Genomic DNA, 24,595 nt, shown 5'->3' on the forward strand with positions numbered 1-24,595 from the left:
TCAGCGGACGGCGAGCGACCGGCGGTTGCTCGCGTGGTTGGTCACGTACGTCGCGGGTGCGATCTGCATGTAGGGCAGCCGCAGGTCGACGGTCACCTCGACGTCGACCTGCTGCCCCTCGGCCGGCGGCTCGTCGAGCGGGACGACCACGACCAGCCGGTCCTGGATGAACCACAGGACGTCCCACTGGTCGGCCAGCTCGTCGACCCGGAAGGTCCGCTCCCCCAGCTCGACCCGCAGGTCCGCCGTCGGGATGTCGCGCCCCTCCACCGCGACGGCGATGTCGCTGACGCTGGACAGCCAGAGGCTGCGGTACCAGGGCACGGTCAGCGCGATGCCGAGCCCCTCGGGGCGCCGGAGCAGGCTGTCGTCGGTGAGGACGGTGTCGCCGGTGGCCATCAGACGGCTGCCTTCCGCTGGTCGAGGAGGATCGGGCGCAGCTCGCGCTGCACGAGGTAGCCGGCCAGCAGGGCGCTGGCGGCGGGGTGCGGGCTCTGGTCGCTCTCGACGACGACCCAGCCCTCGTACCGCGCGTCCAGCAGGGCGCGGAGGACCGCCGGGACGTCGACGAGGCCGCCGTCGGCGCCCGGCTCGGCGAACCAGCGCGGCACCTCCCGCGCTCCCCCGCGGACCCGCACCGTCCAGTGCGCGTGCGGCTGCAGGTACTCCTCGGCGTCGTCCACGGCCAGGGCGTCCTTGAGCTGCACGTGCCACACGCGGTCGCCGTACCGCTCGATCACCGACACCGGGTCGATGCCTCCGGCGGTCAGCTCGCCGGTGTCGACGGCCAGCCCGACCAGTGCCGGGTCCGTGCGGTCGAGCAGCCGGGGCACGTGGTCGCGGCGCAGCGCGGACAGGAAGTCGACGTGCAGCGCCGTCCGGACACCGTGCTCGGCCGTCGCCCGGCCGACCGCCTCCCAGCAGGCCGCGAGCCGGCCGATCGCCTCGTCGTCCAGCGGCTCGACGTCCCCGGCGCCCCCCACCGGGCGCACGAGCAGCACGGACCCGCCGAGCTCGGCCAACGCGGCGGCGAGCTCCCGCGCGCGGGCCACGATCGCCGGGACGTCGGCGTCGGCGAGCGGCGACAGCGGGCCGGTGAGGTGCTCCATCGAGCGCTCGGCCGGGTCCCAGTACCAGCTGGAGACAGCGTCGAGCGCGCAGCTGCGGAGGAACTCCCGGAAGCCCGCGACCGAGCCGAAGTTGGCGGCCAGCTGCTGGGGGTTGCCCAGCGGCTCCCACCGCCCCGTGCCGTAGGTCAGCTCGACGCCCTCGAAGCCGGCGATGGAGATCGTCTTCAGCGCGCGCTCGTGCTGCTCGCGGCGGACGAAGTCGTCGAACTGCGGCTTCCACTGGTTGATGGCGTACGCCCAGCGGATCCCGCTCATCGGTAGATCTCCTCGAGGACGTTCTTCGCGTACCAGCGGGAGATCGCGGTGCTCTCGGAGTAGTCGCCGCCCTCCTTGTTGGCCTTGTCGTGCTCGACGGAGATCCAGCCGCGGTACCCGTTGTCACGGACGGCGGTCATCATCGCCGCGAAGTCCACGAGGCCCTGGTCGGTGCCCATCTCGTAGAACCACTTGCCGGTGGTCGGCGCCATGATCTCGGAGTCGGGCCGGTGCCGGTGGTCGTCGCCGGTGGCCACGTTGCGGGTGTCCTTGAAGTGGAAGCCGCTGACCCGGTGCGCGTGCCGGTCGTAGAGCGCGACCGGGTCGACCCCGGCGATGCAGTGCTGGGCGGTGTCCACGAACAGCGAGACGTACTGCGGGTCGGTGTACGAGTAGAAGGTCTCGATGTCCGGCTCGCTCTGGATGCCGCAGAAGAACTCGTGGTGGCAGGTGAGCCGCACGCCGAAACCCGCGGTGATCTCGCCGACCTTGTTCCAGCACTCCGCCGTGTACTTGAGCTTGTCCTCGGTGACCGGCTCCATGTCGTAGTAGAGCGTCGCCGGCATCACGATGATGTTGTCGAGCTCGATCTCCGACCAGCGGCCCATCGTGACGCGGAAGTCCTCGAGGATGTTCTCGTGCGTCTCCGGCAGGTGGGGCGCGTAGTTGCGGACGTCGTAATCGGCGGCGTGGAACGTGTTCACGATCCGCTCCAGGCCGTGGTCCTGGACCATCCGCTGGTAGCCCGCCGGGCCGCCGTAGTCGCCGTACATCTGCCAGATGCGGAAGTCGAAGGTGTCGATCGCGTCGAACCCGACGGCCTTGATCTGCTTGAGGAAGGCCGACATGGTCGTGTGCGAGTGCCACTGGTCGACCGGCCCCGCCGGGCCGTTGCTCCGCCAGTGGTCCATGTAGGACCACTTGATGGCGCGCTCCGCGGCGGTCACTTCGGGATCCCGAGCTCGTGCTGCAGGTACCAGCTGTTGAGCATCGCCAACTCCGCCGGGTTGCCGCCGTGGTCGCTCTCGACGACGACCCAGCCCGGGTAATCGTGCTCTCGCAGCGCCGACACGAAGCCGGGCACGTCGACCAGGCCGCCCTCGGTACCGAGCTCGAAGAACCAGCGCTCGATCCGCCGTCCGGCCCCGCCCTTGAGCATCGTCGACTCGGCACCGGGCATCCGGTACTCCTCGCCGGTGTCGGAGTACCGGGTGTCCTTGAGGTGCACGTGGGTGACCCGGTCGGCGTGCTGCCGGTAGAAGGCCACCGGGTCCATCCCGCCCACGGTGAGCTCCGCGGTGTCGAGCGCGAACCCGACGGTCGCCGGGTCGGTCGCGTCGAGCAGGCCGGTCAGCTCTGCCTCGGTGTGCACGGCGCCCAGGCAGTCGTAGTGCAGCGCCAGGCCGGTGCCGGCGGCCGACGTCAGCTCGCCGACCCGGTTCCACACGTCGCCGATGCGCTTGATCGCGTCGGCGTCGAGCGGCGGCGTCATCCAGGCCGACCCGACGGGGCGGACGACGAGCTGGTCGGCACCCACGCCGGCGACGAAGTCGACGAACGGCTTCGACCACTCGACGATCGCGTCGGCGTCGGCGGGGTTCGCCGTCGACCGGAAGGCGTAGCCCTCCTCCTCCTCCGCGGGCGCCTGCGGGTCCCAGAACAGGCTGGACACGCGCTGCACCTGCGCCCGGCGCAGGAAGTCGAGGAAGCCGGTGTGGCTGCCGTGGTTGAGCAGGATGACCTCGGGCCGGCTGATGTTGTCCCAGCGGCCGGTGCCCGAGGCCAGCTCGATCGTGTCGAAGCCGCAGGCGGAGACGGTCTTCAGCGCCCGCTGCTGGTCCTCGTGCCGCACGAAGACGTCGAGCCGGACGTTCCACTGGTTCAGCGCGTAGGCCCAGCGCAGGGTGTCCCTCATCGGGCCGTCTCCAGCGCGCTGCGCGCCTCGGCCTCGGCCTCGGCGAGGACGTTGTCGATGTACCACTTGGCGACCGCGGTGGCCTCGGCGTAGCTGCCACCGCCGAGCTCGGCCTTGTCGTGCTCGACGGTCAGCCAGCCGTCGTAGCCGGAGGCGACGATCTCCTTCATCAAGGTCGGGAAGTCGACCAGACCGCCCTCGCCCATCTCGTAGAACCAGCGGGTCACCTGCGGCGCCATCAGCTCCGGGTCCGGCGGCGTCCGGTAGGCCTCGTGCTCGTCGACGTTCTTGGTGTCCTTGAAGTGGAAGCCGGTGCAGCGGTCCGAGTGGTCGCGGAACAGCTGTACCGGGTCGACGCCGGCGATCGTGTGCTGCGCGGTGTCGCAGAAGAAGGAGACGAGCTCCGGGTCGGTGTACCGGAGGAACGTGTCGAGCTGCTCGCGGGTGCGGATCGCACCCCAGAACTCGAAGTGGCAGGTCGTCGTCATGCCGTGCTCGAGGGTCAGCGCGCCGACCCGGTTCCACAGGTCGGCGACCACCTTGATGGTGTCGTCGGTGACCGGCTCGGTCTGGAAGTACGTCGACGTCGGCATGACGATGAAGTTCTCGACGCCGCTCAGCCCCTCGCACATGCGCAGCGTGTTCTCGCAGTCGGCGACGATCCGGTCGTGCGTCTCCCGCACGTGCGGCGCCGTGTACCTCGTGGCCGACGGGTAGGCGGAGAAGATCCCGGTGATCTTGTCGAAGCCGTTGTCCTGCAGGAAGCGCTCGAAGCCGGGGACGCCGCCGTACATCCCGGCGTAGAGCGGCAGGTAGAAGAAGAACGTGTCGAAGCCCGTGAAGCCGAGCGCCGACAGCTGCTTGACGTACCGGTCCATGTAGGCGCGGTTGAACGACGGGGGCTGCGGCCCCTGCGGCGTCTCCGTCACCCAGTGGTCCATGTACGACCACTTGGTCCAGGCCACGGGAATCCCTTCGCTGGCGCGCGACCCGGGTCCGGCGAGGGGCCCGGCGCGACGGTCCGAGAACCGGGGGCCGAGGGCCCTCGGCGGCGGCATCGGGAGCCACCTGGGGCGAGACCGCCCTGGTCGAGCAGAAGGTGTGGTGCGGGCTCGTTCAGCCGACTCGATTCTGCTGTGGCCCGCGCCACGGAGGCCAGAGCGATCTGCTGATGCCGGGCATCAGCGCCCGTGATGCGCCGGCTGCCGCGTCGGCAGGGCGAGAGCCAGCACGGACGCCGCCACGAGCAGGCCCGCGCCCACCAGGAACGCCGTCCCGGAGCCCGCCGTCAGCCCCGCCGCGTCGTCCGGCCCGCCGTGGCGGGCGGCCACCGCGCTGGCCAGCGAGACGAGCGCCGCCAGGCCCACGGCGCTGCCCACCTGGCGCGAGGTGTTGAGCAGGCCCGAGGCCAGCCCGGCCCGCTCCGGCGGCAGGCCGGACATCGCGGTGACGGTCAGCGGCAGGCCCGAGGCGCCGAAGCCGGCCATGGCCAGGGTGAGCGGCACGAGCACGTCGACGGCGTAGCGGCCCTCGACGTCGATCCCCGCGAGCCAGGCCAGCGACCCGGCGGCGACCAGGGCGCCCAGCACGAAGCTGCGCCGCGGCCCCAGCGCCGCCATCCACCGCGAGGCGCCGCGCGCGCCCAGGGCGATGCCGACGGCGCCCGGGGTGAGCGCGAGGCCGGCCTGCAGGGGGTCCATGCCGAGCACGCGCTGCAGGTACAGGGCGAGGAGGAACATCGTCGTCGGCAGCAGGCCGCCGACGAGTGCGCTCAGCCCGTTCGCGACGGTGACCGGCCGGACGCCGAACACGTCCAGGGGGACGACGGGCTCCGCGGCCCGGCGCTCGACCTGCACGAACAGCCCGGCCGACGCCACCGCGAGGACGAGGCAGCCGAGGGTCGCCGGCGACGACCAGCCGCGCTCCTCCCCCAGGATCACCGCCCCGACCAGCGCCGCGGTGGCCACGGTGACGGTGACCGACCCCGGCACGTCGAGCCGCCCCCGCACGTGTCCCGGCGGCCGGCCGGGCAGCGCCCACAGCGCGGCCAGGACCAGCGCGACGCCGAGCGGCACGTTGACGAAGAACACCCAGCGCCAGCTGAGCAGACCGGTCAGCAGCCCGCCGATGACGCCGCCGAGCGCCGACCCGGACGCGGCCGCCGCTGTGAGCAGGCTCAGTGCCCTCGCCTTCGCGCGGGGGTCGGGGGAACCGGTGGCGACCAGGCTGAGCGTCGTGGGGACGAGCACCGCGCCGCCGAGTCCCTGCACGAAGCGGGCGGCCACGACCTGCCAGCCCTCCTGAGCCAGGCCGGCCGCGAGGCTGGCCGCGGCGAACAGGGCCAGGCCCACGACGAACGCCCGTCTGCGGCCGAACAGGTCGCCGACCCGGCCCCCGAGCAGCAGGAAGCCGGCGAACGTCAGCGCGTAGCTGCTGACCACCCACTGCAGCCCGGTGGGCGAGAGCCCGAGGCTCTCCTGCATCGGCGGCAGCGCGACGTTGACGATCGACGCGTCCAGGACGGCGATGAACTGCGCCGAGCACGCGACCGCGAGGACGACGGAGGGATGGCGCGGCGGAGCGGCCCCCGTGTAGGGGCCCGCCGCGAGCGTGCGAGCGGTGGGGGGCACGGGGGTCCTTACCGGAAGGTGTCCTCGAACCGGTCGTAGGGCTTCGGCGGCTCGGGCTCCAGCGTCTGGGCCCGGTCGTTCGCGTACGGGTGGTAGTCCGTCGTCGTCACCGGCTCGTCGACCGGGGGCAGGAACACCGGCACGCCGTCGTCACCGAACCAGGCCAGCTGCGAGTCGTGGCTCTCCTGGTTGTCCTTGGCGAAGGAGATCCAGTCCCGGTCGAACGGCGCCCGGGCCACCTCGTAGCAGCGGAAGTGCCAGATCCGCCACTCGCCGTCCTGCTTGACGAAGTCGACGCCGTACTTGCACCACACCCAGTGCGCCCAGACCGGCTTGCCGTCGACCTCACCACCGGAGAAGACCCACGGCGGCACGTCCTTCGCCACCTCGGGGTCCATCAGACCCGACTCGAGGCCGGCCATGATCCAGATGCCCTTGGCCGTCTGCCCGTCGGCGCCGACCTCGACCACCGGGGTGGTCGTGTAGTGGAAGAGCAGCTTGCCGACCGGCTTGGGCCGCCCGCGGTGGTAGGCGGTCACCGACTCGTAGGTCGTGTAGAGGCCGACGTTGTTGTAGCGCGACCACACGTCCGGCGTGCCGGGCCTGGCCCAGAGCTCGTCGATGATCCGCTGGTCCTCGTAGGCGTTGTGGTAGTGCATGTAGCGGTTGAAGACGTTCTCCACCGCGCCGCGGTCCTGCGCGCGGCCGGCGGCCAGCTCGGCGGCGGCCAGCCGCTCCTCGAGGGCCGCGAGGCGCTGCTCGAGCGCCTGGGTCTGGTCGATCGTGGTCATGTCCGGGTCCCTGCTTCCTCTGGTCGGGTGTCGGTGGGGCGGGCTCACCGGGGGAACGGCGGTCCCCGGAACGGGCGCGGCGTGATCAGCCGGCAGGAGAGGGGCACGTGCGGTCAGCCGCGGTCGCGCGCGCCCCGGGCGCCCGTCTGCAGCGAGCGCAGCAGCGCGTGCTGGCGGCGCACCTGGTCACGGCCGCGGTACGGCTCGCGCCGGCCCTCGTACTCGCTGGAGAGCCAGCCGTTCCAGCCCGCCTCCTCGAGGGTCGGCACGATGTCCTGCCACGGCACGTGCAGGTCGTGCAGGTCGTCGTCGATCTCGAAGAACTTCGCCTGGATGAAGTGGGTGTGCGGGAGCACCTCGACCAGGTCGGCCATGGGCACGCGCAGCGGGCGCAGCGGCGGCGGCACGTCCTCGTCGTCGTCGGTGCCGAGCACCTCCGCGGCCTCGCGGACGGCGGCGGTCTGGAAGATGCCGGTGTCGATGAGCAGCTTGAAGTGCTCGGTGCCGGTCTTCTCGATGAAGTCGACGTAGCCCTGGGTGACCGGGTGCCGGATCGGCGTCGGCGCGTGGATCTCCGGGCAGATGACCACGTCGAGCTCCGCGGCGAGATCGAGTGACCGCGCGACGACCTCCTGCCAGATCGGGTGCGGGTCGAGGTCCCAGGAGACGACGCCGAACTTCGGCCGCACCGAGGTGAAGCCGAGCTCCCGGGCCAGCCGCAGGTCGTGCTGCAGCTGCTCGGCGCCCTCCTCGGCGGTGAGGTCGCGTCCGGGGAAGCGCGTGGTGTCCACCCACGAGCCGAAGTTGGTCGGCGTCAGGCCGTACCTCTCCACCAGCCCGTGCCAGCCGTCGATCCAGGCCCGGTCCGGCGTGGGGTAGCCCGGCACGTTGCCCTCACCGAGGATCTCGATGCCGGTGGCGCCGAGGTCGGCGATGTCGGCGAAGACGTCCTCGAGCGTCATCGACGTGTGGACGTCGCCGGTGTAGCTGTAGGTCGAGACGCAGTACCTCAACCCGCCGTCCGGCACCGGCGGCACGATGACGCCGGAGCCGGCGATCGCGAACTCCGACCGGCTGATCAGCGGCGGGAAGTAGGACCGGCGCAGGTAGAGCGTCGCCTCGATGCGGTGCACGCCCACCGGCAGGCCCCCCGGCCTGGGCACCGTGATGGTGGCCGGCTCGTCGAGCTGCCAGCGGACGTCGGTCGAGGCCCGCAGTTCCTCGAGGGTGAGGGTGCGGCCCTGCAGCGTCCACAGCGGCACGGAGTCGGGGACGCGCTCGCCGTCGACCACCACCTCGATGCCGTCGAGCATGCTGGCCGGCCCGCCCCGGTAGTTGGGGTTGCGCAGCTGGAAGGCGAAGCCGGTGACCCGGCCGCCCTCCACGACGTTGCGGAAGCCGCGGCCCTGGATGATCGAGAAGTCGAGCACCGTCAGTCCTCCCCCAGGTCGGCGGCCAGCGCGGTCGCGCCCCGCACGGCGAGGGCGACGCTGGTCAGCGTCGGGTTCATCGAGTTGGCGGTCGGGATGAGCCCGTTGCCGGCGAGCACGAGGCCGGGCACGCCCCACACCCGCGAGAAGGGGTCGCAGACGCTGGTGCCGTCGTCGGCCGGGCCCATCCGGACGGTGCCCATGTAGTGCAGCGAGCTGCCGGCGGGCATGACCTTGGGCATCCCGTCGACGAACTCCCCCAGCGCGGCGGCCGCCCGGGCCTGGTGCTTGCGCGCCCGCTCGAAGTCGGCCTCCTCCCGCTCGGTGAGCTCGTAGGCGATCCGGATGCCGGGCAGGCCGTTCTCGTCCGGCCGGTCGTCCTCGAACGTCAGCCGGTCCTGCGCGCGCGGCCACTTGCGGATGCCCCAGCCCATGCCGACGTAGCCCGCCGGGTTGTCGCGGAACCGGCTGCCCTCCGGCAGCGGCGCCGGCGACACGGGGCTGTACATCACCTGGGCGGAGTAGGGGTGCCGCTCCTCGTCGAACGGGATGGCGACGATCGCCCGGATCGGGTCCACGGGTCCCGACGCGTCGTCCCGCGCCGGGAGGACGTCCGGCCGCACGGCCACGACGCCGAACAGCAGCGGGTGCTCGGTCAGGTACCGGCCCAGCGCCTCGGGCCGGATGCCCGAGGCCCACAGCAGCTGCGGCGTGCGCAGCGCGTCGGCGGCCAGCACGACCACGTCGGCGCGGACCTCCTCCTCGGCGCCGGTCCGCCGGTCCCGCAGCACGGCGCCGACGGCCCGGTCGCCGTCCCGGAGCACCCGGACGCAGAGCGTCTCGGCGCGGAGGGTGAACCGGTCGCCGTGCGCGCCGTCGGCCAGCGGACCGAGGACCACGTCCGTGCCGCTCCAGCGCAGCGAGCCGTCGGCCCGCGGGTCCGCGGCCACCGGCAGCGGCCGGACGGTGATGCCGTCCGGCGCGAACTCGTCGCGGATCCGCTGCAGGATGGCCGTCGCCTGCGGCGCGCCCTCGAACGAGGGCCGGTGGACGTGGAGCAGCGCCTCGGCGGCCGCGACGAGCCGCTCCCACTCGGCGTCGTCGATGAACGGCACGCGCTCGGGCCCGGTGGGGGCCGGCGTGGCGCACGTCCAGTGCACCCCCTGTCCCCCGACGCAGGTCGCCCCGGCGGCGGCGGGCATCCCGGGCGAGCCCTCGGCGGCCCGGCCGATGAGGTGGGTGCCCTGCCGGGCGGTGATGGTGCCCTCGACGACGACACCGCCCGGGATGCCGGAGACACCGCTCTCGTGCGAGGGCCCCTGGGACGCGAGCCGGGCGGCGGCCTGCTCGTCGGCGTCGGGGACGTTCTTGACGTTCATGCCGATCGGCCGGGTCACGACCGGGCCCGCCTCGACCATCAGCACGGAGACGTCGGGCACCTGCTCCAGGAGCAGCCGGGCGTAGGTCGCGCCGGTCGGCCCGCTGCCGACGACGAGGACTCGGGGGCTCATGCGTGCGCCTCCTCGGCGACGGTGGTGGGGGTCAGCTGCGCGGCCACGGCCCGGGCGGTGAGCACGCCGAGCGCGACGGCGGTCAGGGTGGGGTTGCAGGCGGTGGCCGTCGGGATGACGTTGTTGCCGCCGACGTAGAGGTTGGCGGTGCCCCAGACCCGGCCGGTCGGGTCGCAGACGCTCCTGCCGTCGTCCGCCGCGCCCATCCGGGTGGTGCCCAGATAGTGCAGCGAGCTGCCGGCGGGCATGACGAACGGCTCGCCCAGCGGCCGGCCGAGCGCCTGCGCCGCCCGGCGGATCTCCTCGACGGCCGCGCTGATCGAGGCCCGGTCGACGTCGCTGAGCGCGTAGTCGATGCGGATGGCCGGCAGCCCGTGCTCGTCGCCGGCGTCCTCGTCGAACCGGACGCGGTTGTCCGGGGAGAGCTCCTTGCGGCAGAACCAGCCCAGACCCACCACCTGGCCGGGGCGCACGGCGGTCCCGGGGTCGAGGGGCACCGGGGAGGCGTCCATCTGCATGACCTGGCCGTGGAACGGCCGGTCGGCGGCGTAGGGCACCCAGGAGACGCCGGAGACCGGGACGATCGCCCCGCCCCCGGGCGCGGCGGCGGCGGTGGCCGGGAGGTCGGCGTCGACGGGGGCGTCCGCCGGGACGTACCGCTCGTCCAGCAGCGAGGCGGCCATGACCTGCGGGTGCTCGGTGAGGTAGCGGCCCAGCGCCTCGGGCCGGATGCCGGAGGCCCACAGCAGCTGCGGCGTCCGGAAGGCGTCGGCGGCGACGACGACGGCGCGGGCGGGGACCTCGTACCGCTCCCCGGAGGCGAGGTCGACCGCCTCGACGCCGGTGACACGGTCGCCGTCCCGCAGGATGCGCCGGGCCAGGGTGCCGGTGCGCAGCTCCACGTCGGGCCGGTCCCACAGGTCACCGGCGATGATCGCCGGGCCGGTCCAGTGCAGCGAGCCGTCCTCGCCGACGGACACCGCGACCGGCATCGGCCCGGCGGGGCGGCGGTGCGGCCGGTCGAACAGCTCGCCGAGGACCCGCTGCACCGCACCGGTGAGCGGCGCCCGGTCGAAGGCGTGCGTGGTCACCGCCAGCAGCGCCTCGGCGCGCGACAGCGCCTCGTCGAGCACCGCCGGGTCGACGCAGCCGGGCACCTCGTCGTCCACCGGCCGAGGGCAGGCCGCGGTCCAGTGCGCGCCCATCCCGCCGACGTTCGTCGAGACGGCCGCGTTGGGCATGGCGGCCGCCCCGACCAGGGTGGTGCCCGGCCGGGCGGGGGTGCCGCCCGGCAGCGGGCCGGGCCCGGTCGCCAGCGCCGCGAGGGCGGCGTCGCGGGCCTCGACGTCGACGATGTTCTTCACGTGGCCGCCGGCCGGGTCGCCGAGCGCCTGCCCCGCCTCGAGCACCAGGACGCGCAGGCCGGAGCCGGTGTCGGCCAGTTCCCGGGCCACCGCGGTGCCGACCGGCCCGGAGCCGACGACGACGACGTCGTGGGGCGTGCTCGTCGTGCTCATCGCGCCGCCACCGCCGGTTCGGCCTCGAGCAGCCGCTTGAGCATGTCGTGCTGCGCGCGGACCTGGTCGAAGGCGCTGTACCGGTCGCTGTAGGCGTGCGCCTCGTACTCGCTGGAGACGTAGCCGGCGTAGCCCTGCTCGCGCAGGACGCGGGCCACGGCCGGCCAGTCGATCGACGGGTCGGTGAGGCCGTCGGGGCCCTCGACGATCCCGTAGAACTTGCCGTGCACGTGCACGACGTGGGGGAAGAAGTCGGCCCACCGCTCGGGCGCCATCCGCCCGTGCATGGTGAACAGCATCTTGAGGTTGCCGATCTGGGGCGGCGTGGCGCCGGCCTCGGCCGCCCGCTGCTCCAGCTCCGGGAACTTGGCCATCGTCGGGCCGGGCTCGGCCCACAGCTCCTTCGCGAGCGCGGTGAGCTCCGGGGCGATGCCGGCGGCGCGGTGGGCGTCGTCGACGGCGTCCGGGACCGCCCGCATGCTGGCGCTCATGTCGGGGATGAAGCCCAGCCAGGGCGTGTCCAGCCGCGTGAACAGCTCCTCCAGCGCGGCGACCGGCGGGGCGTCGATGGTGAGCGGCGCGTGGATCTCGACGCCGACCGCCACCCCGAGCTCCTCGGCGAGCGGCAGCAGCCGCTCCAGGATCGCCGGGCCGGTCTCGATGCCGACGCGCGCGACGGGGAAGCCGAGCGCGGCCGCCCCGCGCAGCTGGACGGCGACGTACTCGTAGGACTCGTCGTCGGTGAGCAGCCGGCCCGGGTACAGGCCGAGGTCGTTGTTGATCGCCAGGCACGACGGGGTGAGGCCGGAGGACTCGATGACGCCGCGGACCTCGCGCTCCTGGTCCGCGGACAGCCGTGGCCAGCCGCGCAGGCTCTGGAAGGCGACCATCTCCAGCCCGGGCCCGAGGTCGCGGGCGGCGACCTCGCCGACCAGGCTCGCGAGGTCCCGGCCGGGCCGGCGCTGCTCCAGGGTGAGGCTGAACAGGGTGGTGCCGAGGCGGGGCAGCCCCGGTGCGGTGTCCGTCACGAGCGTGCTCCCGCCGCGGTCAGGGTCTTGTCGGTGGCGCTGGGCGCCACGAGGGGCACCCGGTCGGGGCCGGTGAGGATGTAGGGGATCGACAGGCCCAGCAGCAGCTGGACCCGGTGCTCGCGGCCGGGCGCGGTCTCGACCGGCGTGTGCAGCACCAGCGGGTCGGTGGTGAACCAGTACTCGTCCCCGGCCGAGGCCACCTCCGGCAGCGGGTGGCGGGTGCCGTTGACGGTGACCGACAGCTGCGCCGGGTCGATCCGCCGGCCGTCGACGGTGAGGTCGACGCGCGCCAGCGAGGGCAGCGGCAGGGCGCGGTACCAGTGCGAGTAGACGGCGATGTCGAGGCCGTCGGGGGTGGCGGTGAGCGAGTCGGCGCGCACCACCTGGTCGTCGAGGGGTCCCATGTCGATTCCTCTCAGGCGGCCAGCGTCAGGCGCTTGCTGTCGCGCCCACCGCCGGGCACCGGCATGTACGAGATGCGCAGCCGGACGGTGACGGTGACCTCGTGCTCACCGGGTGCCAGCGGCTCGTCGGTCTGGAAGGCGAGCTGCGCCCGCTCCCCCATCTCCCACCGGTCGTCGGTGGTGTGCGGTAGCCGGTCGAAGCCGTAGGTGCGCCCGTGCACGGTGAACGTGGTGCGCGACGGCGGCACGGGCCGGCCGTCGAGGACGAGGTCGACCGCCTCGACCATCGACAGCGCCAGGCCCCGGTAGTACGGCATCCGGACCTCCACGACCCCGCCGGTGCGGCCGTCGTCGAGGGCCCGGAAGCCCTCCTCGCAGACGATGTACCTGTCGAACATCAGCAGGGCTCCGTTCCTGTGGTCTCGCCGAGCAGGCGGGCGAACATGGCGTGCTGGCGGCGGACCTGCTCGACGCTGTCGACGGGGAAGGCGTCCTGGACGTGCCGGTTGCCCTCGTACTCGCTGGACAGGTGGCCGTCGAAGCCGCCCTCGACGAGCACCGGGACGATCCGGTCGTAGGGGATCGAGTACTCGGTGCCGTCGTCGGTCATCTCGTAGAACTTCGCCTGGACGTGCCCGATCAAGGGCATGTGCTCGAGCATCGACTTGGGCTCGGACCAGGTGTAGTGCGTCGCCTGCCGGGCGAGGCCGAAGTCGACCGGTCCGCCGCCGCGGTAGTTGACGACGTCCATGAGCGCGTGGGTGTCGCCGTGGTCGTCGTAGGTCTGCACGATCAGGTCGACCAGCTCCGGCTCGGCCCCGTCGCGCAGGGCGCGCTCGCTGACCACCCGCGGGAAGCGCTCGACGTAGGTGCCCATGTCGGGCATGAGCCCCAGCGCCGGCGACCCCGTGCGGTGCATGACCTCGAGGTGCTCGAGGATCCACGGGTGCTCGTAGTGGAAGGGCGCGTGCACCTCGAGCAGCAGCCGGACGCCCTGCTCCTCGGCGTAGGGCGCCGCCTCCTCCATGACCTCCGGCGGGGTGTTGATGATCGCCCGGACGATGCGCGCCCCCAGCCGGACGGCGATGTCGACGTCCCGGCAGATCGAGGCGACCTGCTCCTCGCGGGTCAGCCACCGGTCGGGGTGCAGCTTGGTGTCGAGGAAGAGGTCGGTGGCGACCGGCGTGGTGCCGTACCGCTCCATCCAGGCGAACCAGTCCTCGACGAACTCGTCGCTGACGTGGGGGAACCCGGGGATCATCTGCTCGGGGATGATCTCGATCCCCCGGGCGCCGATCTCGCCGGCGACGCGGATGCAGTCCTCGACGGACAGCGTCCGGAGGAAGTACTCCTCCTGGAACGAGTAGAGGCTCACGCCCCGCTTGATCTGGTGTGCCGGTGCGCTCACGGGGTCCTCCCGGTCAGGCGGTCGCCGCGGCCAGCCGCGGGGACTGCGGGGCGATGGCCTGCCCGGTCGACAGGTCGAAGAAGTGCAGCGCCGACGGCGGGACGGCGAACTGCGCGCGGGTGCGCTCGCGGACGGCCGCGGTCCCGGGCAGCCGGGCGTGCAGGACCGAGCCCGAGCCCAGAGCCCGCAGGTCCTCGGCGGCGGCCGCGTCGACGTCGGCGGCGATCTCCAGCGTCGCCTCGGTGACCACCGGGTCGGCGTCGACGCGCAGGTGCACCAGCTTCTCCGGCGGCAGGTTCTCCACCAGCTCGACGTCGGCGCTCAGCCGCGGCCAGGAGGGGTCGGCGCCGGCCGCCTCGCGCAGGGACTCGGGACGCAGGCCGAGGGCGACCGGCGTGGCGTCCGCCCCGGCGAGCGCCGGGTGGGCGTCGAGCGCCCCGGCCGGCAGCGCCAGCCGCTGGGAGCCGAGCACGATCTCGGCGCCGGCCGGCGTCCGGGTCACGGTGGCGCGCAGGACGTTCATCGGCGGGGAGCCGATGAACTCGGCGACGAAGAGGTTGGCCGGGGACTCGTAGAGCTCGTCCGGGGTGCCCAGCTGCTGCAGCACGCCCTTGCGCAGGACGGCGATGCGGTCGCCCATCGTCATCGCCTCGACCTGGTCGTGGGTGACGTAGAGCGTGGTGGTGCGGTACTCGCGCTGCAGGCTGCGGATCTCGGCGCGCATCTGGCCGCGGAGCTTGGCGTCGAGGTTGGACAGCGGCTCGTCCATGAGGAAGGCCTGCGGCTGGCGCACGATCGCCCGCCCCATGGCCACCCGCTGCCGCTGCCCGCCGGAGAGCGCCTTGGGCTTGCGGTCGAGCAGCTCGGTCAGGCCGAGGGCGTCGGCCGCCCGGTCCACCCGCGACGTCACCTCGCCCTTGGCGAGACCGGCGCAGTGCAGCGGGAAGGCGATGTTCTCCCGCACCGACATGTGCGGGTAGAGCGCGTAGCTCTGGAAGACCATCGCGATGTCGCGCTGCGAGGGGTGCACCTCGTTGACGACGCGGTCGCCGATGAGCAGCCGGCCGTCGGAGATCTCCTCCAGGCCCGCGGCCATGCGCAGCGCCGTCGTCTTGCCGCAGCCGGAGGGACCGACGAGGACGAGGAACTCGCCGTCGCGGATGGACAGGTCGAGCTCGGCGACGGCCTGCGTCCCGTCCGGGTACCGCTTGGTGATGCGGTCGTAGGTGATCGATGCCATGGCTGCTCCTGCTGCGGGTGGGTGGGTCAGGACGGGCTGTCGGCGGGTGCCGGCGTGCGGGGGTCCACCCAGTGCGGGAGGTCCCAGGGGCGGGCGAGGGCCGCCCGCAGCCGGGCGGCGAGGTCGGCTGCCCCCGGCAGCGGTGAGCCGCGGCCGTCGCGGGCGTAGACGCGGCAGGTGAGGGCGGGCTGCGCGTCCACGGGGAAGAGGTCGCGCCGCCCGACGGTGAAGGTGGGTGACCCGGGGAAGCCGAGGGTCGCGGCCTCCTCGCGGGTGCGGACCTCGCGCTCGACGACGTGGACCTCGCCCCTGCCGAGGTCGGCGAGGGTGTCGCGCAGCAGGTCGGCGGCGCGGTCGTGCGTCGGGCAGCCGGCCCACCAGAGCAGCTCGACCCGCCACTTGAGGGAGCAGCCGGCCGGCGACGTCACCGCGCGGACGACCTCGCGCCCGGCCAGCACGTCGTCGAGGGCGGCGCGCAGCCACGCCGCGTCCTGGGCCGGGTCGTCGTGGTCCCCGTCGGGTGCGCCGTGGTAGCGCAGCACCCCGGCGCGGTCGACGACGAAGACCTCGGGGGTCGCGGTCGCACCGTAGGCCCGCGCGACGGCCTGCTCGGCGTCCCGGAGGAACGGGCCGGCGACCTCGCCGGCGGCGACGCGCTGCCGCATGCCCTCGAGGGAGTCCTCCGGGTGGTCGGTCTCGTCGTTGCTCACCACCTGCAGCACGGCGACGTCCCGGCCGGCGTAGGCACGGGCGACGTCCTGGACGCGGTCGTGCCAGGCCCGGGCGAAGGGGCAGCCGTTGGCGGTGAAGACGACGACGGTCGCGGCGTGCGCCGCGGCGTCGAGCCCGACCGCCGAGCCCCCGGTGTCCGGGAGGACGAACGACGGCGCGGGGTCGCCGACGGCGAGCCGGCTGTCGACGAGGAGGCGGTCGCTCACGGGGACTCCCTCGGGTGTCGGGCCACGTCCGTGACCGGGATCGGTTACTTCTTCCGAGGATCGGAGGAAGGAGATGACACGGCTGCCCGCTCCCGCCGGTGAGTGCCACCGGCGTCGGTAGCAGGCGCGGCCCGCCGGCGGGCGGGCGCGCGGGCGGCTACTTGATGCCGCCGGCGAAGCCCTGGATGAAGCGCTTCTGGGCGAAGAGGTAGAAGGCCAGGATCGGGATCATCGAGATGATCACGATGGCGAAGATCTTGTTCCAGGCGGAGACCAGCGACCCGACGTAGTAGTACATCGACACCGTCAGCGTCTGGCTCTCCGAGCCGCCGAGGAAGATCAGCGCCGAGAAGAAGTCGTTCCACACGATGAGCCCGGTCAGGATGGCCACCGTCCCGGTCGCCGGCGCCATCAGCGGGAGGACGACCCGGAAGAACACCCGCGCCGGGCTGGCGCCGTCGAGCGCGGCGGCCTCCTCGTAGTCCCGCGGCAGGTTCCGGAAGAAGCCCGCGTAGAGGAAGACCGCCAGCGGCATCAGCGTGCCGACGTACAGGATGACCATCCCCCAGACCGAGCCGACCAGCCCCAGCTGCCGGGCGCCGATGTAGAGCGGGATGAGCCCCAGCTGGGTCGGCAGCACGATGGCGACGAGGAAGAGGTAGAACGCGACGGTGCCCCAGCGAGCCGTGGTGCGGGCCAGCACGTAGGCGGCCAGCGAGCCGAAGGCGACCAGGCCGACGATGCTCCCGGCGGTGATCACCACGCTGTGGAACAGGCCCAGCAGGATGTTGGAGTCGCCACCGGCGGTCAGCACCTCGGTGAAGTTCTCCACCGTCGGCCGGCTCGGCGGGGTCGAGGAGCCGGTGGTGAGCAGCTCCTCGTCCGGCTTGAGCGCGTTGATGACCAGGAAGTAGAACGGCAGCAGGGTCAGCAGGGCGACGACCCACACCAGCGCCTCGCGCAGCGCCGTGGCCTTCGTGTATCGGAACATGGCACGGATCCCTTACGACCGGTCCTTGGTGGCAGCCTGCTGCAGCACCGAGAAGACGAGCATGATGAGGGTGAGCAGGAGGGCGAGGGCCGCGCCGAAGCCGAAGTTGCTGAGCGCGAACGTCTCCTTGTAGACCTGCGTGGCCAGGGTCTCGGTGGCGCCGGCGGGACCGCCGCCGGTGAGGGCCATGACCTGGTCGAACACCCGCAGGCCCTGGATGAGCATGAGGGTCGAGGCGATCGCCACCGAGGGGCGGATCGACGGCAGGGTGACGTGGCGGAACCGCCGCCAGGTGCTGGCGCCGTCGAGCGCCGCGGCCTCCTCGATCTCCACCGGCACGGTGGCCAGCCCGGCCAGGTAGATGACCATCACCAGGCCGGTCGTCTGCCAGGCCATGACGACCAGCACCGCCCACAGCGCCAGGTCCGGGTCGGCCAGCCACGTCTTCGGCGCCGCGCCGAACCAGCCGATGACGCCGTTGAGCGGGCCGTTGAAGTCGAAGATGAACTTCCAGATGTAGGAGACCGCCAGCGGGCTGAGCACCACCGGCATGAAGAACAGCACCCGGAGCAGGTAGCGCGTCTTCAGCGTGCGGTTGAGCGCCAGGGCCAGCAGCAGGCCGAAGACGTTCGTGGCGATCAGGAAGCCGAAGGCGAGGAACAGCGTGTTCTTCAGCGACCCGATGAGGGCCGGGTCCTCGACGATGCGGCGGAAGTTGTCCAGCCCGACGAAGTCGAAGTCGCCGACCCCGGTCCAGTTGGTGAAGGCGTAGAGCGCACCGCCGGCGGTGGCGATGTAGTGGATGAGCAGCACCGCCAGGACGGCGGGCAGTGCCCACCACCAGCGGCCGTAGGTGATGAGCGGCCGGGTGCGCCGGGAGCGGGCGGAGCGCCCGCCCCCGGCGGCCGGGACCGTGCCCCGGACGACTGCACCGGTGTCCTGCGGGGTGCCCATGGTTGCGGTCATCGTCAGTCCCTCGGTGCGTCCGGAGGTGCGGTCTGTGGTGCGGTCGGGAGTGGTGCCGGGGTCAGCCGGCCCGGGTCACTGGTCCCAGGCCTGGTCGATCGACTCGAGCACGGACTGGACGTCGCCCTGGCCGGCGAGCAGGCCCTGGACGCCGGTCGACAGCGCGTCGTAGACGCCGGGGTTGGGCCACGCCAGGTTCGGCAGCGGGGCGTAGTCGCCGTTCTCCAGCAGGTCGGCCACCGGCTCGTACACCGGTGAGAGGTTCTCGTCGACCCCGGTGATGGCGACCCCACCCTGCAGCTCGGTGAAGCGGGCTGCGTTCTCCGGCTCGGCCATCCAGGCGAGGAACTCCTGCGCGGCCTCCTTGGCCCCGTCGTCGGCTGCCGCGTTGATCGACAGGGCGTAGTTCGGGCTGGCGAGCAGGAACTGCTCACCACCGTCGGCCGGCGGGAACGGCTCCACCTGCAGCTCCAGGCCGGGGGTGGCCTTGGCCAGTTCGGTCGCGGCGGCGCCGGGGACGAAGGCCCCGAGCGAACTGCCCTGGGTGAGGCCCTGGGTGATGGCGTCGAAGCCGCCGCCGGCCGCGCCCTGCTGGAAGCAGCCGGCCTCGTTCATGTCGACGATCGTCTGCAGGGTGGCCTGCCAGCCCTCGCTGTCGGCGAAGCTCACGTCACCGGCCGAGCGCTGCTCGTTCCAGTCCGGGGTCTCGGAGTAGACCCGGGTGGCGGAGATGGCCATGGCCATCAGGCCCATGTTCGGCGGTGCGGACCCCGCGACGGCGAGGAAGGACTTCCCGTCGCCGGCGAGGGTGCCGCAGTCGTCGAGCATCGCGGACTCGTCCGCGGGGAACTCCACGCCCGTGTCGGAGGCGGCGCCGGAGTTCCACACCACCCCGACGGGGATGATGTCGGTCGGCTGCGCGTAGACCTTGCCGTCGATCTCGAACAGTGTCTCGTTGCCCTCGGGGACGAGGGCCGCCGACTCCTCGCCGAGCTCCTCGATGTAGCCGGCCTCGGCCAGGGGCAGCACCGCGTTGGCGTTGCCGGCGCCCGGCGAGACCATCAGGAGGTCGGGGCCGCTGCCGCCCTGCAGCTGGGTGCGCATGCTCAGGCCGTAGCTGTCCGGGGGCAGGCCCTGGGTCTCGACCTGGACGCCGGTCTCCTCGGCGTACTGGTCGGCGAGCAGCTGCCAGGGGTTCTGCTGGCCGCCCGAGGCGTTCTCGAAGGCGAAGGTGAAGCTGTCCGAGGACCCGCCGGAGCCGCTGGAGGCACCGGCGTCGTCACCGCCCCCGCACGCGGCGAGCGTCAGTGCGCTCAGGGCCGGCACGGCGGCGAGGACGCCGATGCGGCGGAGCCCCCGGTGGCGTTGCTGGGTCATGTGGCTGCCTCTCTGCTGGTGTCCGCGTTCCGGACGGCTGCGACGCTGGGGCTGAGCACCGCGTCCGGTCTCTCGCGACACCGTCCGCGTGATGGCAACCACATACTTCTGCCAGTCAGCGGAGGAAGTCAATGCAACGAGGGCGTAACGCTGCTGATGCGCGGCATCAGCCGCGGTGATGCCCTGGGCCAGCCGTCGACCCGGGCCGGGAGCCGGGTCAGGCCGGGGTGCGGTCGGGCGTGCCCGCGATCTCCGGGTGGCCGGCGGGGGAGCCCCAGGACAGCCACGCGGCGAGCCGGCCGGGCGCGAACAGGTTGTCGAGGACGAGGTGGACGGCCCCGGCCAGCCCGGCGGCCTCGCCGAGGACGGACGGGTCGATGCGCAGCGTGCGGGTCGCCAGCGGCAACGACCGCCGGTAGACCGCCTCGCGGACGACCGCCAGGACGTGGTCGCCGGCGTGCACCACACCACCCCCGAGCACCACCAGGCCGGGGTTGTAGAAGCTCACGAGGGTCGCCAGGGTGCTGCCGACCAGCCGGCCGGTCCGGGCGAGCAGGGCGCGGGCGGCGGGGTCCCCGCGCTCGGCGGCGGCGGTGACGTCCGCCGCGGCCAGGTCCCCCCTCGCCGCGAGGACCCCGGCCAGCACCGGACTGTCCCCGCGTTCGGCCAGGAGGCGCCCCTCGCGAGCCAGCGCCGCCCCGCCGGCCACCGCCTCGAGGCAGCCGACGTTGCCGCAGCGGCAGACGACCGCGTCGGCCTCGGCGACGGCCACGTGCCCGATGTCGCCGGCGCAGCCGTTCACCCCCCGGTGCACCCGCCCGCCGGAGACCAGGCCGGCGCCGATGCCCGTGCCGATCTTGACGTACAGCACGTCCTGCGCCCCGGCGGCGGCCGGGTTCGTCCGCACCTCGCCCAGGGCGAGCACGTTGACGTCGTTGTCCACCCACACCGGCGCGGCGAACCGGCCGGCCAGCCGCTCCCGGATCGGGTAGCCGTCCCAGCCGGGCATGATCGGCGGGGCGACGGGCCGGGAGGTGGAGAACTCCACCGGGCCGGGGACGCCCACCCCGAGACCCCAGAGCGGCCGCGGGGCGGGCAGCCGGGTGAGCAGGTCCTCGACCAGTCGCTCGACCCGGCTCAGCACCGCGTCCGGGCCGTCGGCGACGTCGACGCGCTCCCGGGCCTCCACCAGCACGGTGCCCTCGAGGTCGGCCAGCCCCACCACCATGCCGGTTGCCCCGATGTCGGCGCCGGCGACGATCCCCGCCGTCCGCTGCAGGCGCAGCCGGCGCGGTGACCGCCCGCCGCTGGACGGCGCGAGCCCGTCCTGCACGACCAACCCGGCCGCCTCCAGGCGTGCGACGCGCTGGGCGACGACGGTCCGGCCCAGGCCGAGCCGCTGGACGAGCTGGGGCTGGGTGACCGGTGCCGAGCGGATGGCGTCGAGGACGGCCACGAGACCGTCGAGCCGTTCACCGGACGCCGGCGCCCCGTCCCCGTGCCAGGTGTCCGCAGTCACGGACGGAGCGTAGCCGGACTTCTACCTCCGTGCGGAGAAAGTAGGCCGGGCGGGAAGCCGAAGCGGGCCCGCCGCTCAGGCCGGCAGGTCCTCCTCCAGGGCGGTGACGGCGGCTGCGCCGGTGCGGCCGTCGAGCACCGTGGCCAGGTGCTCGGGACCGAACAGCTCCCCCAGCGCGAACTCGACGGCACCGGTGATCCCGGCGACCTCCTGGTCGAAGGCGGACGGCTCGATCCGCAGGTCGCGCGTCGCCGCCGGCAGGGCCGACCGGTAGACCTCCTCGCGGATGGCCGCCAGCACGTGGGCGCGGGCGCGGGCGATGCCACCGCCCACCACGACCAGGTCGGGGTCGAACACGTTGACGAGGATCGCCAGGCTGCGCCCGATCATGGTGGCGCTGCGGTGCAGGAGCGCCCGGGCCGCGACGTCGCCGTTCCCCGCGGCCTCGGTGACGTCGACCGGGCGGATCCGGCCGGTGCGGGCCAGGACCCGGGCGAGGGCCGGGCTCTGCGCCGTCTCCGCCAGCAGCCGGCCGTCGCGGACCAGCGCCGCGCGCCCGGCGACCGCCTCCAGGCACCCCGTCCGGCCGCAGTGGCAGGCGACGTCGTCCGCGCCCGGCACCGGGACGTGGTCGATGCCGCCGGCCAGCCCGTGGGCGCCCCGGTGGATCCGGCCGTCGAGCACCACGGCGGCGCCGAGCCCGTAGCCGCCACCGAGGTAGATCATGTGCCGGGCGCGCGCCGCGACCGGGTTGACCCTGCGCTCGCCGAGGGCGGACAGGTTGGTCCGGTCGTCCACCCACACCGGGACCCCGAACCGTTCGGCCAGCCGCTCCCGGGTGGGGTGCCGGCTCCAGTCCGGCAGCGTCGGCATGGCGACCGGCTCGCCGCTGGCGTAGGCCACCGGCCCGGGCATGCCGACACCGAAGGACCAGGGGCTCCGGTGCGCGCCGACCTCCTCGACCAGCTCGGCGGCCAGCTGCTCGACGGCGCCGACGACGATCTCCGGGCCGTCGACCACGTCGATCTCCCGCTGCCGCGTCGCGAGCAGGGTGCCCGAGAGGTCGGCCACCCCGACCACGAGCTCGTTGGTGGCGATGTCGGCACCGAGCACGTACCCGGCGTCGCCGTTGAGGCGCAGGCGGCGCGGTGCCCGGCCCCCGGTCGAGGGACCGAACCCGCTGGAGACGACGAGACCGGCCGCCTCCAGCTCCGCGACCCGCTGCGCGACGACGCTGCGGCCGAGGCCCACCTGCTCCACGAGCTGGGGTTGCGTGGTGTCGGACGCGCTGCGGATGGCAGCGAGCACGGCAGCCAGGCCGGTGTAGCGGTCACTCGGCACGACGACGTCTCCTCCCGGAACGGCTCGGCCACCATCATCGGTCGCGGAGCCGTCCCGTGACGTGTCACGGCCCCGACGTCGTCCCGACGGGGCAGGACCGCGCCGGCCTCCGGGGCCACCGGACGTCGCGGTCGACGTCCCCGCGGACGGCAGCCGGCCCCGCTCGCCCGACGGCAGAGCGGGGCCGGGTCGCGCAGGTGCCCGTGCCCTCGGGGATCAGGGCAGGACCACGGCCAGGTGGAACGACCGGTCCTCGGCCTTGCCGGTGCTGTCGAAGGTCATCACGAACACGCCGTTGGTGGTGCCCACGCGGAGGTTGACGATGATCTCGCCGGGCGGGGACGCACCGGAGTCGGCGGACAGCCCGATGGTGCTCAGGAAGGCGCCCCGCGCGACGTCGCGCCGGAAGATGACCTCGTACTGGCCGTCGAACAGCTTGGTCGCCGACGCCACCCCGGAGCCCCTGGCCAGGGTACCGTCCCCGTTCACGACGGCGTACAGCATCCCCGCGGCCAGCTCGGCCGACTCGTCGATGGCCTGGCGGGCCTGGGCCTGCGCCTCGTCGCTGAGGGCCGGCTGCTCGTACGGTTGCTCGGACATGGGGGATCCCTCCTCTTCCCGGTCGAGCGGTCCCACCGGTTCACGTCTCCCGGCCGCTCGGTCGTGCGCGATCCTGCGCAGCCCCCATCACGCCCGCGTCACTGGCGCGTCACCGCTCCCGCCGCCGGACCGGTGCCGGCGGGTCGACCGCCCCGGTGGGACCCGAGCCGGGCGGATCGCGCCGCACCTAGCGTGGACGCGTGCCCACCTGGCCCCCGCGTCGTCCCCTGCCCGCCGCGCGCCTCCCGGAGCGGGCCTGGCGCGCGATCGCGGGGACCAGCCCGCCGACCGCGCCGATCGGCCTGCGGGCCCAGGCCAGCCGGATGGACGACCTCGCCGCGCACGCCGCGCTGGGGCTCGCGCTGCGCATCGGGGCGTCGATGCTGGCCGTCGGGGCGTCGGCGGCCGATGCGACCGCGACCGTGCTGCGGGTGGCCGCCGCCTACGGGCTCACCAGCTGCTCGGTGGACGTCACCTTCACCTCGATCACGGTCAGCTACGACCGGGAGAACGCCGTGCCGCTCACCGCGATGCGGGTCGTGAGCACCAGCCGGCTGGACTACACCCGCCTGCAGGGCGTCACCGACCTGGCCCGCGCGGTGGGCGCCGGCGACGTCGACGTCGAGGAGGCGCACCGCCGGCTGGACCGGGTGGTCTCCGCGCCGACCACCTACCGCCGGAGCGTGACCGCGCTGGGCTGGGCGGGCGTCGCCGCGTGCTTCGGCCTCGTCCTCGGCGGCGGCTGGCGGGAGGCCCTGCTCGCGGCCCTGACCACCGCCCTGGTCGAGCAGGTGATGCGCGTGCTCGCCCGGCGGAGCCTGCCGCTGTTCTTCCAGCAGGTCGCCGGGGCGGCGCTGGCCACCGGGGTCGCCGTCCTGCTGCTCGTCTGGGACGTCGACGTCCGGACCTCCCTGGTCGTCGCGGCCGGCATCGTGGTGCTGCTGGCCGGGCTGTCCCTCGTCAGTGCGGCCCAGGACGCCATCAACGGCTTCCCGGTGACGGCCGTGGCCCGGGCCTTCGAGGTGGTGACCCTGACCGCCGGCATCGTCGTGGGCATCGCCGGCGTCCTGGACCTGGCGCGGCGTGCCGGGCTCCCGCTGCAGGTCATCGACACCGCCGCTGCGACCTCGTTCGCCGTCGCGCTGGCCGCGTCGGCCGGCATCGCCGCGTCCTGGGCGCTGGCCTGCCACGCCCGGCCGCGCGCCGTCGCGCTCGCCGCGGTGGCCGGGGCGCTCGCCTGGTCGACGTCCTGGGCGGCGGGCGGGCTGGGCGCCGGACCCCCGCTGGCCGGCGGCGTCGCGGCCGTCGTCCTCGGCTTCTGCGGGGAGGTGCTCACCGGACGGCTGCGCGTCCCCCCGCAGCTCGTCGCCGTCTGCGGCATCGTGCCGCTGCTGCCCGGGCTGGCGGTCTACCACGGCCTGTTCGCGATCGTCGTCGACGCCCGCCTCGACGAGGGGGCCGCCATCCTCGTCGGGGCCGCGGCCGTCGGGCTGGCCCTGGCCGCCGGCGTCACGCTCGGCGAGTACCTCGGCCGGCCGCTGCGCGGCGGGCGGGACCGCTACGACGAGCGGGTCCGCCGCCGCGCGCTCACCACCGACTGA

At 73.7% G+C, this 24,595-nt stretch carries 23 protein-coding genes; 1 reads left to right on the plus strand and 22 read right to left on the minus strand.

Translation table 11 applies throughout. The features are described from left to right. From ACI780_RS11180 to ACI780_RS11285, 22 genes are all read right to left on the minus strand, one after another. The gene (locus ACI780_RS11180) at positions 1 to 399 is read right to left on the minus strand and encodes a C-glycoside deglycosidase beta subunit domain-containing protein (RefSeq protein ID WP_457002928.1); all 399 of its coding nucleotides are present in this window, start codon (positions 397 to 399) and stop codon (positions 1 to 3) included. Continuing rightward, entirely contained in the window at positions 399 to 1,385 is a 987-nt protein-coding gene (locus ACI780_RS11185; protein WP_456871906.1) for a sugar phosphate isomerase/epimerase family protein, read from the minus strand. Before ACI780_RS11185 ends, ACI780_RS11180 begins: the two co-directional genes overlap by 1 nt. After that, positions 1,382 to 2,332 (minus strand): sugar phosphate isomerase/epimerase family protein, encoded by a 951-nt coding sequence (locus ACI780_RS11190; RefSeq protein ID WP_457002930.1) that lies wholly within the window; start codon positions 2,330 to 2,332, stop codon positions 1,382 to 1,384. The genes ACI780_RS11185 and ACI780_RS11190 overlap by 4 nt, the downstream gene beginning before the upstream one ends. Continuing rightward, complete coding sequence (locus tag ACI780_RS11195) at positions 2,329 to 3,300, minus strand: sugar phosphate isomerase/epimerase family protein (protein WP_457002931.1); 972 nt, start codon at positions 3,298 to 3,300, stop codon at positions 2,329 to 2,331. The genes ACI780_RS11190 and ACI780_RS11195 overlap by 4 nt, the downstream gene beginning before the upstream one ends. Beyond that, positions 3,297 to 4,265, minus strand: coding sequence for a sugar phosphate isomerase/epimerase family protein (locus tag ACI780_RS11200; protein ID WP_456871909.1), 969 nt, complete (start codon positions 4,263 to 4,265; stop codon positions 3,297 to 3,299). Before ACI780_RS11200 ends, ACI780_RS11195 begins: the two co-directional genes overlap by 4 nt. 216 nt (positions 4,266 to 4,481) lie before the next feature. Next, entirely contained in the window at positions 4,482 to 5,930 is a 1,449-nt protein-coding gene (locus ACI780_RS11205; protein WP_456871910.1) for an MFS transporter, read from the minus strand. 8 nt (positions 5,931 to 5,938) lie between these two features. Continuing rightward, entirely contained in the window at positions 5,939 to 6,721 is a 783-nt protein-coding gene (locus tag ACI780_RS11210) for a nuclear transport factor 2 family protein (protein WP_457002933.1), read from the minus strand. A 113-nt stretch (positions 6,722 to 6,834) separates the two neighbouring features. Next, complete coding sequence (locus tag ACI780_RS11215; RefSeq protein WP_457002935.1) at positions 6,835 to 8,151, minus strand: C-glycoside deglycosidase beta subunit domain-containing protein; 1,317 nt, start codon at positions 8,149 to 8,151, stop codon at positions 6,835 to 6,837. Positions 8,152 to 8,153: 2 nt separating this feature from the next. Then, complete coding sequence (locus ACI780_RS11220; protein ID WP_457002937.1) at positions 8,154 to 9,662, minus strand: GMC oxidoreductase; 1,509 nt, start codon at positions 9,660 to 9,662, stop codon at positions 8,154 to 8,156. Further along, on the minus strand, positions 9,659 to 11,179 hold the full coding sequence (locus ACI780_RS11225; protein WP_456871914.1) for a GMC oxidoreductase: 1,521 nt from the start codon (positions 11,177 to 11,179) through the stop codon (positions 9,659 to 9,661). The genes ACI780_RS11220 and ACI780_RS11225 overlap by 4 nt, the downstream gene beginning before the upstream one ends. Next, positions 11,176 to 12,207: a sugar phosphate isomerase/epimerase family protein gene (locus tag ACI780_RS11230; protein ID WP_457002939.1), complete on the minus strand. Its 1,032-nt coding sequence runs from the start codon at positions 12,205 to 12,207 to the stop codon at positions 11,176 to 11,178. Before ACI780_RS11230 ends, ACI780_RS11225 begins: the two co-directional genes overlap by 4 nt. Further along, positions 12,204 to 12,614, minus strand: coding sequence for a C-glycoside deglycosidase beta subunit domain-containing protein (locus ACI780_RS11235; RefSeq protein WP_456871916.1), 411 nt, complete (start codon positions 12,612 to 12,614; stop codon positions 12,204 to 12,206). Before ACI780_RS11235 ends, ACI780_RS11230 begins: the two co-directional genes overlap by 4 nt. Before the next feature lie 11 nt (positions 12,615 to 12,625). After that, the gene (locus tag ACI780_RS11240; RefSeq protein WP_456871917.1) at positions 12,626 to 13,012 is read right to left on the minus strand and encodes a C-glycoside deglycosidase beta subunit domain-containing protein; all 387 of its coding nucleotides are present in this window, start codon (positions 13,010 to 13,012) and stop codon (positions 12,626 to 12,628) included. Beyond that, a complete protein-coding gene (locus ACI780_RS11245) occupies positions 13,012 to 14,022 on the minus strand; it encodes a sugar phosphate isomerase/epimerase family protein (RefSeq protein ID WP_456871918.1) in 1,011 nt (336 codons plus the stop codon). The genes ACI780_RS11240 and ACI780_RS11245 overlap by 1 nt, the downstream gene beginning before the upstream one ends. Positions 14,023 to 14,035: 13 nt before the next feature. Then, positions 14,036 to 15,262, minus strand: a complete 1,227-nt coding sequence (locus ACI780_RS11250; RefSeq protein WP_457002941.1) for an ABC transporter ATP-binding protein — start codon at positions 15,260 to 15,262, stop codon at positions 14,036 to 14,038. A 26-nt stretch (positions 15,263 to 15,288) separates the two neighbouring features. Continuing rightward, positions 15,289 to 16,200, minus strand: a complete 912-nt coding sequence (locus tag ACI780_RS11255; protein ID WP_457002943.1) for a redoxin family protein — start codon at positions 16,198 to 16,200, stop codon at positions 15,289 to 15,291. Positions 16,201 to 16,357: 157 nt separating this feature from the next. Continuing rightward, entirely contained in the window at positions 16,358 to 17,191 is an 834-nt protein-coding gene (locus ACI780_RS11260; protein ID WP_456871921.1) for a carbohydrate ABC transporter permease, read from the minus strand. Positions 17,192 to 17,203: 12 nt separating this feature from the next. Next, entirely contained in the window at positions 17,204 to 18,157 is a 954-nt protein-coding gene (locus ACI780_RS11265) for a carbohydrate ABC transporter permease (RefSeq protein ID WP_457002944.1), read from the minus strand. A 75-nt stretch (positions 18,158 to 18,232) separates the two neighbouring features. Next, a complete protein-coding gene (locus tag ACI780_RS11270; protein ID WP_457002946.1) occupies positions 18,233 to 19,534 on the minus strand; it encodes an ABC transporter substrate-binding protein in 1,302 nt (433 codons plus the stop codon). A gap of 217 nt (positions 19,535 to 19,751) precedes the next feature. Then, the gene (locus ACI780_RS11275) at positions 19,752 to 21,053 is read right to left on the minus strand and encodes an ROK family transcriptional regulator (protein WP_457002948.1); all 1,302 of its coding nucleotides are present in this window, start codon (positions 21,051 to 21,053) and stop codon (positions 19,752 to 19,754) included. A 75-nt stretch (positions 21,054 to 21,128) separates the two neighbouring features. Continuing rightward, positions 21,129 to 22,394: an ROK family transcriptional regulator gene (locus ACI780_RS11280; RefSeq protein WP_456871925.1), complete on the minus strand. Its 1,266-nt coding sequence runs from the start codon at positions 22,392 to 22,394 to the stop codon at positions 21,129 to 21,131. Positions 22,395 to 22,610: 216 nt separating this feature from the next. Further along, a complete protein-coding gene (locus ACI780_RS11285; protein ID WP_456871926.1) occupies positions 22,611 to 22,994 on the minus strand; it encodes a hypothetical protein in 384 nt (127 codons plus the stop codon). 200 nt (positions 22,995 to 23,194) lie between these two features. Here ACI780_RS11285 and ACI780_RS11290 point away from each other — a divergent pair, with 200 nt between their 5' ends. Beyond that, positions 23,195 to 24,595 carry a threonine/serine ThrE exporter family protein gene (locus tag ACI780_RS11290; protein WP_456871927.1) on the plus strand — a complete coding sequence of 467 codons (1,401 nt, stop codon included), beginning with the start codon at positions 23,195 to 23,197 and terminating at the stop codon, positions 24,593 to 24,595.

Source organism: Geodermatophilus sp. SYSU D00814 (assembly GCF_054050055.1).

Excerpts from the sequence above, each read along its gene's own strand:
- ACI780_RS11180 (WP_457002928.1), bottom strand. The coding sequence starts at position 399 with ATGGCCACCGGCGACACCGTCCTCACCGACGACAGCCTGCTCCGGCGC.
- ACI780_RS11185 (WP_456871906.1), bottom strand. The coding sequence starts at position 1,385 with ATGAGCGGGATCCGCTGGGCGTACGCCATCAACCAGTGGAAGCCGCAG.
- ACI780_RS11195 (WP_457002931.1), bottom strand. The coding sequence starts at position 3,300 with ATGAGGGACACCCTGCGCTGGGCCTACGCGCTGAACCAGTGGAACGTC.
- ACI780_RS11210 (WP_457002933.1), bottom strand. The coding sequence starts at position 6,721 with ATGACCACGATCGACCAGACCCAGGCGCTCGAGCAGCGCCTCGCGGCC.
- ACI780_RS11220 (WP_457002937.1), bottom strand. The coding sequence starts at position 9,662 with ATGAGCCCCCGAGTCCTCGTCGTCGGCAGCGGGCCGACCGGCGCGACC.
- ACI780_RS11225 (WP_456871914.1), bottom strand. The coding sequence starts at position 11,179 with ATGAGCACGACGAGCACGCCCCACGACGTCGTCGTCGTCGGCTCCGGG.
- ACI780_RS11235 (WP_456871916.1), bottom strand. The coding sequence starts at position 12,614 with ATGGGACCCCTCGACGACCAGGTGGTGCGCGCCGACTCGCTCACCGCC.
- ACI780_RS11240 (WP_456871917.1), bottom strand. The coding sequence starts at position 13,012 with ATGTTCGACAGGTACATCGTCTGCGAGGAGGGCTTCCGGGCCCTCGAC.
- ACI780_RS11250 (WP_457002941.1), bottom strand. The coding sequence starts at position 15,262 with ATGGCATCGATCACCTACGACCGCATCACCAAGCGGTACCCGGACGGG.
- ACI780_RS11260 (WP_456871921.1), bottom strand. The coding sequence starts at position 17,191 with ATGTTCCGATACACGAAGGCCACGGCGCTGCGCGAGGCGCTGGTGTGG.
- ACI780_RS11265 (WP_457002944.1), bottom strand. The coding sequence starts at position 18,157 with ATGACCGCAACCATGGGCACCCCGCAGGACACCGGTGCAGTCGTCCGG.
- ACI780_RS11270 (WP_457002946.1), bottom strand. The coding sequence starts at position 19,534 with ATGACCCAGCAACGCCACCGGGGGCTCCGCCGCATCGGCGTCCTCGCC.
- ACI780_RS11285 (WP_456871926.1), bottom strand. The coding sequence starts at position 22,994 with ATGTCCGAGCAACCGTACGAGCAGCCGGCCCTCAGCGACGAGGCGCAG.